Annotated in this window: 14 protein-coding genes and 1 riboswitch; of the genes, 9 read left to right on the top strand and 5 right to left on the bottom strand. The window is 44.5% G+C overall.

The genetic code is table 11. The features are described from left to right. Positions 1-524 precede the first annotated feature (524 nt). The gene (locus DI53_RS15220; protein WP_037501579.1) at positions 525-902 is read left to right on the top strand and encodes a DoxX family protein; all 378 of its coding nucleotides are present in this window, start codon (positions 525-527) and stop codon (positions 900-902) included. A 69-nt stretch (positions 903-971) separates the two neighbouring features. On the opposite strand, the gene DI53_RS15215 is transcribed toward DI53_RS15220, so the two are convergent. From DI53_RS15215 to DI53_RS15195, 5 genes are all read right to left on the bottom strand, one after another. After that, positions 972-1,388: a GNAT family N-acetyltransferase gene (locus DI53_RS15215; protein WP_037501564.1), complete on the bottom strand. Its 417-nt coding sequence runs from the start codon at positions 1,386-1,388 to the stop codon at positions 972-974. Positions 1,389-1,401: 13 nt separating this feature from the next. Next, the gene (locus tag DI53_RS15210) at positions 1,402-1,893 is read right to left on the bottom strand and encodes a thioredoxin family protein (protein WP_037501561.1); all 492 of its coding nucleotides are present in this window, start codon (positions 1,891-1,893) and stop codon (positions 1,402-1,404) included. A 78-nt stretch (positions 1,894-1,971) separates the two neighbouring features. Next, positions 1,972-4,218 (bottom strand): glucosylglycerol-phosphate synthase, encoded by a 2,247-nt coding sequence (ggpS, locus tag DI53_RS15205; protein ID WP_241462444.1) that lies wholly within the window; start codon positions 4,216-4,218, stop codon positions 1,972-1,974. After that, on the bottom strand, positions 4,215-5,204 hold the full coding sequence (locus tag DI53_RS15200; RefSeq protein WP_131555311.1) for an NAD(P)H-dependent glycerol-3-phosphate dehydrogenase: 990 nt from the start codon (positions 5,202-5,204) through the stop codon (positions 4,215-4,217). The genes ggpS and DI53_RS15200 overlap by 4 nt, the downstream gene beginning before the upstream one ends. 255 nt (positions 5,205-5,459) lie before the next feature. Then, a complete protein-coding gene (locus DI53_RS15195; protein ID WP_052072455.1) occupies positions 5,460-5,897 on the bottom strand; it encodes a hypothetical protein in 438 nt (145 codons plus the stop codon). Positions 5,898-6,052: 155 nt separating this feature from the next. Continuing rightward, positions 6,053-6,148, top strand: a riboswitch (TPP riboswitch). Positions 6,149-6,214: 66 nt separating this feature from the next. Here DI53_RS15195 and thiS point away from each other — a divergent pair. The 8 genes from thiS to DI53_RS15155 all read left to right on the top strand — a co-directional run bounded on the left by thiS (position 6,215) and on the right by DI53_RS15155 (position 12,705). After that, positions 6,215-6,427 carry a sulfur carrier protein ThiS gene (gene thiS, locus DI53_RS15190; RefSeq protein ID WP_037501557.1) on the top strand — a complete coding sequence of 71 codons (213 nt, stop codon included), beginning with the start codon at positions 6,215-6,217 and terminating at the stop codon, positions 6,425-6,427. A gap of 11 nt (positions 6,428-6,438) precedes the next feature. Continuing rightward, positions 6,439-8,259 carry a phosphomethylpyrimidine synthase ThiC gene (gene thiC, locus DI53_RS15185; protein WP_037501554.1) on the top strand — a complete coding sequence of 607 codons (1,821 nt, stop codon included), beginning with the start codon at positions 6,439-6,441 and terminating at the stop codon, positions 8,257-8,259. 3 nt (positions 8,260-8,262) lie between these two features. After that, positions 8,263-8,877, top strand: a complete 615-nt coding sequence (locus tag DI53_RS19710; RefSeq protein WP_052072454.1) for a thiamine phosphate synthase — start codon at positions 8,263-8,265, stop codon at positions 8,875-8,877. Beyond that, positions 8,874-9,521, top strand: coding sequence for a thiamine phosphate synthase (locus DI53_RS15175; protein ID WP_037501551.1), 648 nt, complete (start codon positions 8,874-8,876; stop codon positions 9,519-9,521). The genes DI53_RS19710 and DI53_RS15175 overlap by 4 nt, the downstream gene beginning before the upstream one ends. Beyond that, the gene (locus tag DI53_RS15170) at positions 9,493-10,281 is read left to right on the top strand and encodes a thiazole synthase (protein WP_037501548.1); all 789 of its coding nucleotides are present in this window, start codon (positions 9,493-9,495) and stop codon (positions 10,279-10,281) included. The genes DI53_RS15175 and DI53_RS15170 overlap by 29 nt, the downstream gene beginning before the upstream one ends. After that, a complete protein-coding gene (gene thiH, locus DI53_RS15165; protein ID WP_037501545.1) occupies positions 10,274-11,395 on the top strand; it encodes a 2-iminoacetate synthase ThiH in 1,122 nt (373 codons plus the stop codon). The genes DI53_RS15170 and thiH overlap by 8 nt, the downstream gene beginning before the upstream one ends. Positions 11,396-11,510: 115 nt before the next feature. Beyond that, the gene (locus DI53_RS15160) at positions 11,511-12,224 is read left to right on the top strand and encodes a HesA/MoeB/ThiF family protein (RefSeq protein ID WP_037501542.1); all 714 of its coding nucleotides are present in this window, start codon (positions 11,511-11,513) and stop codon (positions 12,222-12,224) included. Between the two features lie 91 nt (positions 12,225-12,315). After that, positions 12,316-12,705: a hypothetical protein gene (locus tag DI53_RS15155; RefSeq protein WP_037501538.1), complete on the top strand. Its 390-nt coding sequence runs from the start codon at positions 12,316-12,318 to the stop codon at positions 12,703-12,705. Positions 12,706-13,197 lie beyond the last annotated feature (492 nt).

The following is a 13,197-nucleotide window of genomic DNA, read 5'->3' as shown; positions in this document are numbered from 1 at the left end:
AGATACTACAATGCACCGTCCTTAATTAAACGAAATGTCGCATCAGTTTTGTTGCGTCTGTAGTCATTTGCCTTCGCACTATCTAATAAGGATGCAACAAAAATAAGCGACGGGGTTTTGAATACTTTTGCCCTTCAAAAGTATTTGCCTTGCCGCGGCATGCGGCGAAAGGGTTTTGCGTTGGACAAACTGTTTTATTAACAGAAGCTTGAACTTGCCGCGGCATGCGGCGGAAGGGTTTGAGCGAGGGACAATGCGTTTAGAAACTATATTACCCTACAAAGTATTTGCCTTGCCGCGGCATGCGGCGGAAGGAATGCGGGGTTGGGCAAACCGTATACAAACGAAACTCTTACCCCTGAAAAAGTATTGTCATTGACGGAAAAGACAACGATCTAGACAGTCAACATGATACAAATTGACTACTCTTAAAATTACCTTACGACAAGAAATTACAATTATTGAGGAAATTCTAAATTTCTAAACTACATTTGTTATTATCAATGGGTATAAACTTAATCATCATGAAAATCGTAAAATTCATCTTCAGCTTACTGTTCGGTTTGATGTTTATCAACGCCGGCCTCAACAAATTTTTAAATTACATGCCTATGCCGGAGCAAACGCCGGAACAAATGGAAATATTTCAAGCACTCGGAAAGTTGGTGTGGATCATACCGTTGGTAGGGTGGGTTGAAATCATAGGTGGCGTATTATTTATCTTTCCGCGAACGCGGGCACTCGGAGCTATCGTCATCCTGCCAATAATGGTTGGCATTGTGGCACATAACTATACTTTTGAGCCAAGCGGCTTAGCTATTTCTATTCCGCTATTACTCATAAATATCTGGATGATTATCGACAACCGTGCTAAATTTAAGCATCTTCTCGATAGACATTAGAAGATTATTTTAAAAGCTGCCCGATATTTCGAATCGGGCAGCTTCTTTCGACTAGCAGGACAAATCCATCTATAGCCAGATCTCCATGCGCACGTAAGCTATGCCATTCTTGGAAAATGCAGATCCAGCAACCCGCATACCACTTTTCTCATAAAATGTTATTGCTGTCTCGCGGGCATGGCACCATATCATTTGACAATCCCAGGTTTTTGCGAAAGAGAAAACATATTTCAGCAGCTTTCGGCCAATGCCCTGCCCTTGAACATGTGGCTGCACGGCAAACTTGCGAAATTGAAAGCTATCCTCATCTGGAAAAAGTGATATCACGCCGACAAGCATATTATCGTGGTATGCACCGAAATGAAAGCCTTCGAAATCCTCGGTTATCATCACATCTTTCAAGGAACCGTTTGGATATAGCACCTCCTGCCGCAAGCGCCATGTAACGGCCGCCGCAATCTGTTCGATACGTAAATCATCTAACATTAGCTAAACTTACCTATTGCTTATATGCATTAAATAAGGCCAATACCTTTGCTTTGTCGTAACCTTTACCTGCCTCTAAGGATCCACTATCTTTGATGCCGAGGACCTGACCTTTTTCATCCAGTATGATAAAGAATGGATAGCCTAGCTTTCCCCCTTCGGGAGCATACCGATTAAAAACTGCTTCGTTTTTATTCTCTTTCGAGAAGTTGAGGTGATAGTACAGGAAATTGTCTGCCAATAATTTCGCAATCTCTTTCTCCTCCTGAATATAGGTATTGAAACGTAAACACCAAATACACCAATTGCCGCCAGCTTGGATAACCAACCTTTTTCCTTCTTTCTTAGCGATCGCTAATAAGCTATCTATTTCTGCCTGCGCATCCGCCTCGGGATGATAAGGCTTTTCAAGAACTTTAGTAGCGTTAATTTCCGTTTGTGCTACAGATGTTGTCGAAACTCCAACCATAATAAATATCCACAAATAGGGTATAAACTTCATCATTTTTAAATAATATGTACATGTCTAAGATAGCAAAAAACAAAATCCTGTCCTACCAAAATATGCATATCTCAGCGTTCGTTAGTCTTTTCTTGCTTTTTCAAGTTCTTTCACAAAATCTTTTCCCCAATAATGTATATCGTAGTATTTGACTTGGTCATACAACCGCTTTATTCGAGCAGAGCGTTCGTCTTCCGGCATCAAAAGTGCTTTCAGTAAGCTTTCTTTCATGCTTTTTGTATCGTAAGGATTTGTCAATATAGCATAAGGGAGCTCTACTGATGCACCTGCAAATTCGGAAAGGACGAGTGCGCCATCCCCCTCTATAATGCCTTGTACCGCGACGTACTCTTTCGCAACTAAGTTCAGTCCATCGCGTAATGGCGTAATCCAAGCGATGTCACTAGTTGCGTATAAGCTCACGACCTCTTCAAACGGTAATGACCGGTAAAAATATTGGATAGGCACCCAGTCCATTGTCGCAAACCTACCGTTGATCTCTCCCACGGCACGATTTACTTCGTCTCGGATGTCGTCATATATTTTCATCCCCTGCGATGGTGGAGTGCAGATATTCACCAGTTCAACTTTCCCTCTATATTCAGGATACTCCTCTAGGAATTCGCCAAACGCCTGAATCTTTTCCAACGGACCTTTTACATAATCTAGCCGTTCTACAGAAAGAATGGTACTTATTTCCCCTTGTGATTTTTTTGCTAAGGTCGTTTCAATTTTTTTCCGAATATCACTCCTCTTTAAAATCCCTTGGACTTTTTCCATATTGACGCCTACAGGCTGTGCGCCTAAACGGATCTGGCGTCCATCTATCTCGATTACCTTCGTCATTTGATCCACGCCAAGCGCGCAGCTGTAGGTAAGAAATTGCTTTGCAGCATTGATTTTTTTAACAATTTTAAATGGCGTATGACTGCGCAGCACGTCGATAAAATTCTCCACGTAACGCGGAATATGGAAGCTGATGAAATCGCAAAGTAATAGGCTACCGATAATTTCCTTTCGCCATGGGATGATATTAAAAATATCTGCCGCCGGAAATGACGTATGGTGGAAAAATCCAATCCGAAGATCTGGGCGCAAAGACTTTAAGTAAGCAGGTACCATCCACAGATTATATTCATGAATCCAAACCAGCGCGTCCTGATCGGCCTCTTTCGCGATGCGCTCAGCAAATATCCGGTTGATTTTGAGGTAGTGTTCCCAATCGTCATGATTAAATTTCGCTTTGTCTACAAAAGAAAAAATAGTAGGCCAAAAAGCCTCTTTCGAAAACACCCGATAGAATTGATCAATATCTTCTTTCGGAAGGCTAATCGTAGACGCTACCAAATTGGGATATTTCTCCTCATCTATCAATTCATTGGGCACCTCCGGACGATCCTTCTGCTGCACTTCTTCCCCTATCCAGATTCCCGAGCGCCCTTTTTCAAAGAGTCCTAATAAGGATGGGATAATTCCGTTTGGGCTTTTTGGCGAGACACGGATTGATTTTCCATTGACTACCTCTTGCTCGAAAGGAAGTCTATGATAAACCACGACAAGCTGGTTTGTTCCCTTTTTTGCTTGCGAGAGCTGTCTTTTTCGCACTTGATCTGCATATTTTTTAAAAGGTACAAAATGCGATAAAGATTCTATAATACCGCCTGCGCCCGGCTCAAAAGCCTGATAAACGAGTTCATCTTCGGCCGTTTGATCCAGCAGACCTTGTTCAGCTTGCCCGACCACGACACCTTTGTATCCTGTCTTGTACAAAGACAGATCGTTTAGCGTATCGCCAGCCACCAATACTTGCTCAGGGTCAATGTGCAAATGTTCAACAAGCGCTTTCAATGTACTGCCCTTATTGACGCCGCGCGGCAAGACATCCAAGTATTTATCGACTGATGTAATGATATCGCAATCGAAGCTTTCAGCTACCTTGTGGATGGCCTCCAAGTTTGCATCGCCATCATAGAGAAATGAGCAACGACGCTGCTGGGGCACTTCCTGAAAGGTGACCGATGCCACTTCAAGTACTTTCGATCGGATCGCATAGGTAGATGGCCACCGCGCTTCAATATCGCCCTGTATCGATTCAACTGATTCCAATGTAAGCCCATTGACCACTGTTGCGCCTACATCGGCTATAATATAATTTGGTCGAGGAATTAATGGATCATTCAGTAAGGGTATAACCGATTCTACGCCCCTCCCCGTTACAAAAACAAGCTGTATGTCTGTGTGCTGCTTAATAAGTCGGTATAGGCGCAGCCTGTTTTCCATGCTTCCACCTAAAAATGTTCCATCTAAATCCGTCGCTAATAGCATCATATAATATTCCTTTCTAATAATTTAAATTCTGAAGTCACTGCCATGTGGTTGTAAAGCACCCTATAGGCCGTGTTAATAATGGGCATATTTAGCCCTAAATCCTTTGCTGTCTGATACAGTCCTTGCGTTGCCGCATAGCCTTCTGCTACCATGGACATGGCGTTTTGCGTTTGTTCCACACTGTAACCCCGGCCGATCAATTCGCCAAAGCTTCTGTTACGGCTGTGCGATGAATACGCTGTAACAAGCAAATCGCCTAAGTAACTTGAGCACGCTATCCGGCTATCTGGTACGTGCAGCGCATCAAGCAGTAGTTGTAATTCGTAAATGGCGTTAGAAACCAGCACAGCCATAAAATTGTCGCCATAATTTAGCCCCTTGGCCATGCCGCAAACCAAGCCTACCACGTTCTTATAAATTGCCGCATATTCAATACCGCAAATATCTGTGTGCAAGTTGATGGACAAATAGCGGCTTAAAAAGCAGGGCTTCAACTGTTCAAGAAAAGCATCATTAGGCGAGCAAATCGTCATATACGTTTTCTTCCCCATTCCTATCTCTTCAGCGTGGCAAGGCCCGGCAAGCACCGCCTGTCTGAAGGCTTCGATGCCAAAGTAATTGGCCACAAAAGCAGATGGTAAGACGTTGTCTTCACCGACTGTTCCTTTTATAGAAGTAATGACCTTTTTGCCCTGAAGAAGTTCGGGGTCGATAGCAGAACAAAGAGTGGGAAAGTGTGCGCTGGGCACGACGAATAGTATAGTAGAGGCTTGCTGAAGGACGAGGTGGAGATCTGTCGAAGCTTGAAGATAGTTCGTATCTAACTTTACGAAACTTAAATAATCCGGATTCACGCCCTCATCATTTAACGCTTCGACTTGTACCTGCCGCCGCAAGTACCAATATACCTTAATCTTATTTTCTGTTAATATTTTCACTAATGCGGTGGCCCAGCTACCGCCACCTATTACACTTATTTCTGTCAAATCATCGTTGTTTTTTGGGCTAAGTATAGGTTGTTGAAACAAGCCCGTTATCTAATACGATACAAATATAGTAAAAATAAACTAATAAGCAAAATAAGTATGCGTTTTGATGCCATCTCCCCTTGGAAAAAGAGCTATCTTGACACTTAGAAAACATAAAAATGGATCAGTCGGTAGACAATACGATGAACATTAGCCAGTCAAGCACCTATAATTACCAACGTGCTTCAAAATATTTCCGCTATCGTCGTTGATTTATTTGATAGGCTTAATGGTTAGCTGCGCCGTTGGTTTCCTTGTTAAACTGTCTGCACAGATTTTTGAAGGATATGGTGTTAGTGCATCTAATCGAATGCTGTAACCATTGAATACTACGGTTTTGAGGTAGCTCTTATCAGGTAAATCAGTTGTTGCTAAGCTCAGTGTTTGTGGGCGAGTGAACGTGCCCACAACGGTCAGCTCCACTGCTGCAACGCCATCCCAAACGCATTGCACGCCTTCCGGACAACGGCTATCTTCAATAATACGCTCAAAAGTCAAATTTATCTGCTCGCGTTTCAAAAACACATTTTGGTTCGCTTCCAGTAAAAGCGTTGTACTATCATTGCGTGATAATATCGTTGTTTGCGGCTGCTGCGACCTGCAACCGATAAACGCGGAAATGAAGAATAGAGAAATGCCCGTTTTAAACATAATCTATAGTACGATATTTCGCGCACACTTGCTACAATCCTTTATCTACCGGAGGATCCAATAAACCCAACGCCGTGTGTCAATGGCGCATTAGCTTGTGAAAAAAGAAAAATTAAATAAATTCATAATTTAAATATATATCCCTATACTTGTAACATATACTTTAGGGGTGTCTGTAGTAACAGGCTGAGATTTTACCCTTGGAACCTGATCTAGTTCATACTAGCGTAGGGAAAAGTAGGACCACTTCTTTTGGGCTTTCCTGCAGCCTGTCGATGGCATACCTAAAGTATTTTTTCCACAAAAATAGGTAGGCTATGCAAATTAAAATTAACAATCAACAGCATCAACTAAAACAACCTTTCCCCGACTCTTTACAAGAAGCTTTGGATTTATTGGTTCCAGATCTTAAACCCAAAGGCGTCGCCGTCGCATTAAATCAGCAGGTTGTTCCTCGCCCCCTTTGGGCACAAACAAAAATCCACGATCAAGCAGAACTATTGATAATTACCGCAACCCAAGGCGGCTAAGCAGCTCAACTATGGACCAACAAACACAGACATTATCTACCGCCCCTTTTCCAAAATCTCGAAAAGTATATGTACAGGGGCAACTTTTTCCGATAGCCGTAGCTATGCGGGAAATCATTCTTGACAAAACACGGCTGAGTAGTGGTGGGCAGGAAGAGAACAGCCCGGTAACCGTATACGATACATCTGGCGCCTATACGGATACCAGCGTGACCATTGACATCCGTAAAGGTCTGCCTAGGTTACGCGAACAATGGATACTTGATCGTTCTGACGTCGAGCAATTAGGCGAAGGCACCTCGGCATACGGTCGGGAAAGGCTGAACAACAAAGCGATTGATCATCTACGTTTCGATTACTGCCATCAACCAAAGCGTGCGAAAGCCGGACATAATGTGAGCCAGCTTTACTACGCCAAACAAGGTATAATTACTGCAGAAATGGAGTATGTGGCCATTCGTGAGAATCAACGTATCAACGCCACTCCCAATACGAGCGACCCATTATCCGCGCAGCACCCCGGCAACAGCTTTGGAGCCAACACACCAAAGCAGCGCATCACGCCGGAGTTCGTTCGTCAGGAGATTGCAGCGGGGCGAGCTATTATTCCCAATAACATCAACCACCCGGAAAGCGAGCCTATGATTATCGGCAGGAATTTTCTGGTCAAGATCAATGCGAATATTGGTAATAGTGCCGTAACGTCCAGCATCGAAGAGGAGGTAGAAAAAGCGGTATGGGCGTGTCGCTGGGGGGCAGATACCATTATGGATCTTTCCACGGGGAAAAATATCCACGAAACAAGGGAATGGATATTGCGTAATTCCCCCGTTCCCATTGGCACAGTGCCTATCTACCAAGCATTAGAAAAGGTAAACGGCATCGCCGAAAACCTGACCTGGGAAATCTTTCGAGATACGCTTATCGAGCAAGCGGAGCAGGGTGTTTCCTATTTCACCATACACGCTGGCGTACTGCTTCGCTACATTCACCTCACCGCGAAGCGTGTCACCGGTATTGTGTCCCGGGGCGGCTCCATCATGGCGAAATGGTGCCTATTCCATCATCAGGAAAACTTTTTGTATACCCACTTTGAGGAGATCTGTGACATTATGAAGCAGTATGATGTCGCATTCTCGCTTGGTGATGGGCTGCGTCCAGGCGCTATTGCTGATGCGAACGACGCAGCACAGTTTGCTGAGCTCGAGACGCTGGGCGAGCTCACTAAAATTGCGTGGAAGCATGATGTGCAGGTGATGATCGAAGGACCTGGCCACGTACCAATGCACCTGATCAAAGAGAATATGGAGAAGCAATTGGAAGTTTGCGATGAAGCTCCGTTTTACACATTAGGCCCTCTCACGACAGACATCGCCCCAGGCTATGATCATATCACCTCCGCAATTGGAGCAGCCATGATCGGCTGGTATGGCTGTGCCATGCTGTGCTACGTAACACCCAAAGAGCACCTCGGACTTCCTAACAAGAAAGATGTGAAAGATGGCGTGATCACCTATAAAATAGCCGCTCATGCGGCAGACTTGGCGAAAGGACATCCAGGAGCCCAATACCGTGACAACGCACTCAGCAAAGCGCGCTTCGAGTTTCGCTGGGAAGATCAATTTAACTTATCACTCGATCCGGACACCGCCCGCGAATTTCACGACGAGACATTACCAGCGGATGGTGCAAAGGTTGCGCATTTTTGTTCTATGTGTGGTCCGAAATTTTGTTCGATGAAAATAACGCAGGAGATCCGCGATAGTGTGGCCGAAGGTCTGCAAGAAAAATCGGCAGAATTTATTGAAAAAGGAAAGGAAATCTACCTTTAGTCTATGCGGATCATTACATCGCCTCATCCCCAAAACCAAGAGATATCCATTCTTCGCCAGCTCTTAGCATGGCCCGGGGTTTATGTACATGTGCGAAAACCTGCATTATCTGAAACGGATTATATAAAATTTTTATGTGCTTTTTCAGTTGAGGAGCGAGCAAAACTGATCGCCCATCAAGCGCATTTCCGTGCTATGGAATGCGGCCTTAGCCGCCTTCACTTTTCTACGTCGATGCGCGAGACGGCAGCAATACCTGATACAGCAAATAAAAAATATATAAGCACATCTACACACGGCTGGATAGAATTCAACGGCCTTCCTTGCTTGTACGATGCGGCATTCGTAAGTCCTCTTTTTCCGAGTATCTCTAAGCAAGGCTACGGCGAGCAAAACCGCATAGCGCTAATTGGCCGCCGTAATCTGGCTAGCGAAGCCATTGCATTGGGAGGAATATCGTCTACACGACTTGCGACAATGTCCGCACATAACTTCGATGATTTTGCGGTATGTGGTGCGATTTGGGAAGCTCAAGATCCGATCGGTGAAGCTAGATCCTGTCTTAAGCTGTCCAAGCAATTTACAGATATACGCGCACAAATAGATCCGTCACCATGAACATAAGTCCTATACAATACATCTCCTCAGGAGTAAATGCAGAGCAACATTTTCAACATATACAACAAGCCCTAAGGCAAGGGGTAGATTGGATACAGCTGCGGCTCAAAGATTCCAATACCGCTGAAAAGGTGTCGCTTGCCCGTCGTATCCTAGAGCTAAAGAAGCAATATACTTTTACATTTATCATCAATGATGATGTAGCGGCCGTCGCGGAAACTGACGCCGATGGCGTACACCTTGGCCTGAACGATATGCCAGTAGTAGAGGCTAGGAAGATACTACATACTGAAAAAATTATCGGTGGCACGGCAAACACGCTACCTGATGTTTTGCAGCGTATTGATGAGGGCTGTAACTACATTGGCCTAGGGCCACTACGACAAACGACTACCAAAGAAAAATTAAGTCCCATATTGGGCTTTGCGGGTTACGCGTCTATTATAGACGCCATAGATTTAGCGCTAGCTCCCCCTATTGTTGCTATTGGGGGTATAGCGGATCTTGACATCCCGCCTCTTAAAGAAATAGGGTTATACGGCATTGCCCTTTCAAAACATATGCAGGATAACTTTTACAATCCACAATACATGGTGTATTTAAACAAATTAATTCATGAACACGAAACTAAACATCGGCGGTAGGCTCTTCGAGTCTCGACTCTTTCTAGGCACGGGCAAATTTGGCTCAGCACAGCTGATGGAAGAAGCAATCCGCGTATCTGGCACGGAGATGGTTACCGTTGCGCTTAAGCGCATCGACATGGAAACCAATACCGACGAGATCCTAACACACATACCACAGTCGACGATACAATTGTTGCCCAATACATCGGGTGCGCGAACAGCGCAGGAAGCGGTGCTGGCGGCACAGCTTGCCCGCGAAGCTATGGAAACCAACTGGGTCAAGCTGGAAATACACCCGGATCCCAAATACCTGTTGCCCGATCCCATCGAAACGCTTCGCGCCTGTGAGGATTTGGCCAAAGCGGGCTTCATCGTACTGCCCTATATCCATGCGGACCCCGTGTTATGCAAACGCTTGGAAGATGCGGGTACAGCAGCGGTGATGCCGTTGGGATCTACAATCGGGAGCAACCAAGGATTGAAGACGATTGACTTTTTAGAAATTATTATCGAGCAAAGCAGCGTACCTGTTATCGTGGATGCGGGGATTGGCTCACCATCTGACGCCGCAAAAGCCATGGAGCTGGGTGCAGACGCGGCTTTAGTTAATACGGCCATCGCCACGGCGAAAGACCCTGTCCAAGTGGCAGAGGCGTTTGCTCTTGCTGTGAAAGCTGGGCACATGGCTTACGAAGCTAGCTTGCGGCGGCCCGTCAATCAGGCGTCGCCAAGCAGTCCTTTAACCAGCTTTTTGACAAAAACTTCTACGCATGGCTAATACCTTCAAGGATGTCTTTTTGCAGTATGACTGGGAAGACGTCAAACAACAGATAGCAAGTTGTAAAACAACAGATGTACAGCATGCCTTGACGAAAAACAAGCGAAACCTGCATGATTTTATTGCGTTGATCTCGCCCGCAGCAAAGCCCTTCCTTGAAGAAATGGCGCAGCAGTCTCAACAGTTGACGATCCAACGCTTCGGTAAAAACATTCAGCTCTACGCTCCGCTCTACCTCAGTAATGAATGCCACAATATATGTACGTATTGTGGCTTCAGTATGGATAATAAAATAAGAAGGCGAACACTTTCCGGCGGGGAGATTCAGTTAGAAGCGCAGGCGCTACGTCAAATGGGCTTCCAGCACGTATTGCTTGTTTCTGGGGAAGCAAATAACAGTGTGAATACGCCTTACTTTTTGGAGGCTATAGCACATATTCGGCCACTCTTTCCGCAAATATCCATTGAAGTACAACCGCTGGATCAGGAAGATTATGTCGCCTTGCGCCATGCTAACGTTAATGCTGTATTAGTTTACCAAGAAACCTATCACCAGGAGGTCTATAAAAACTATCACCCAAAAGGCAAAAAATCCAATTTTGATTACCGACTAGCTACGCCAGATCGGATTGGTGCTGCCGGAATGCACAAGATCGGCTTGGGCGTATTGCTCGGTTTGGAAGATTGGCGCGTGGATAGCTTTTTCAACGCACTGCATATAGACTACTTGCAGAAGCGCTATTGGCAGACCAAATATTCCGTATCATTTCCGCGGCTGCGGCCAGCAGAAGGTGTAGACGCACCAAATTTTATGATGGATGATGCGGATTTGCTACAGCTCATTTGTGCTTATCGGCTGTGGAATCCCGATCTTGAAATATCCTTATCCACGCGCGAAGAGGAAATTTTCCGTGATCATATCATTCCGCTCGGCATAACATCTATGAGCGCTGCATCTAAAACAAATCCAGGCGGATATGTTGTTGAGCCTAGTTCTTTAGAACAATTTGAGATCAGTGATGAACGTCCGGTAGCTGCCATTGTCAACCAAATACGGAAAGTGGGTTACCAACCCGTGTGGAAAGATTGGCAGCCCGAATTTATAGGAAATTAAGGCGATAAAATGTCCATTATTGCTCTGCTACAATCCGGGCAAAAATAACCGAGCGTGGCGAGCTCATCGAAGATAATCCGGACATTCCATATGGCCTTAAAAAACATGATTACATATGAAACTTACGAAGGAACAAATCATACGTTACAAAAAACATATATCGCTTCCCGGCATTGGCTTGGAGGGGCAATTAAAAATTAAAGCAGCGCGCGTCCTCGTGGTCGGCGCCGGTGGTCTTGGCAGCCCAATCTGCTTGTACCTTGCAGGTGCTGGTATTGGTCATTTAGCCTGCGTTGATTTTGATCATGTAGAAATCCACAACCTTCACCGACAGGTGGCGCATACGGAGCGAACTGTCGGCATGCCGAAGGTGTACAGCCTCCAAAAACAATTGCAACAACTTAACTCAGACATTGTTTTTACGCCTATACAAGAGCAGGTGTCCAGAACAAATATTGATCAGCTAATTAATGATTATGACATCATCATCGATGGCTGTGACAACTTCAACACCCGTTATACCGTAAACGATGCTAGTGCAAGGCAGCAGAAGCCACTGGTCTACGGTAGCGTGTTGAATTATGAAATACAAATGGCTTTGTTCAATCACCAAGGTTCGAAAGATTTACGTGCTATATTTCCGGAGGCGCCCCATCCAGATGATGTACCAAGTTGTGATTTAAATGGTGTGCTAGCCAGCACACCAGGTATCTTAGCCTTGATGATGGCCCAAGAAACGCTGAAAGTTATACTAGGTTTACCGGTTCTTTATAATCAATGGCTTATTATGGATACCTTAAATTGGGAATGCAAAAAAATCAAATTCTAGCATATAATGAATCCGTTCAACTGCGCCTTTAAATGCAAACTATCTTTTTGAAATAAAATTTGTATATTTAAGCTACCATATTAGCTTTATTATGTTTGCTAAACTAATCGCCATAGACTCGCAAAAAATAGGGACGGTAAATTTCCATGCCTACGTCGTTAAAATGGATAAGGAAGAGATAGGGTTTGCTATCTATATAGACGATTTGCCATCTCCCCTGCTCTACTTCTGTAAAGATAATCCGGACAGCATCACATTCAGAATAAATAACGATCAGTTTTTGTCAATCGTCAAAAACAGTAAATTTAATAAGGACGAAAGGAAATGCTTGTATAAGGATTTCGAATTTTTTCTTCGTGCTATGGAAGAACGCGCTACCGCTTACATCTTTAAGAATGCAACTGTGAAATACATATCGAACTCGCGCGACATCATTCGCTATAAAAATTACTATATCTCCGGACGTTTAGATATGTTTTGATATTATTAAATATAGGGGTAAAAAATTTTTTTTAGCGGTTTGTCCAACCCACATCCCTTCCGCCGCATGCCGGGCAAGGCATTACTTCTGTAGGATGGAGAGTTTCGTTTGTATACGGTTCGCCCACCCCTCATACCCTTCCGCCGCATGCCGCGGCAAGGCAAATACTTTTGGAGGGCAAAAGTATTCAAAACCCCGTCGCTTAGTTTTGTTGCATCCTTATTAGATAGTGCGAAGGCAAATGACTACAGACGCAACAAAACTGATGCGACATTTCGTTTAATAATGGGAAGAAGCAATAAAGTATGGGAAACTTAAACTTCTCGCACTACGCGATACACAATACGCAATTCTAAATACTACATACTACAATCTATTTTCACTACGCACTACCAATCGAGCGAATGATAGGCTTGATCTACGAAGACCTATCAACGCCACTTTTTACGTTTCATCAAGCGATGGAAAAAGCGGAGCGCTGCCGTGGCCTTG

It is taken from the genome of Sphingobacterium deserti, from assembly GCF_000757725.1.
GTDB classification, from domain to species: domain Bacteria; phylum Bacteroidota; class Bacteroidia; order Sphingobacteriales; family Sphingobacteriaceae; genus Sphingobacterium; species Sphingobacterium deserti.
Note: the sequence above shows the minus strand (reverse complement) of the source record. Positions and strands in the feature narration are given on the sequence as shown.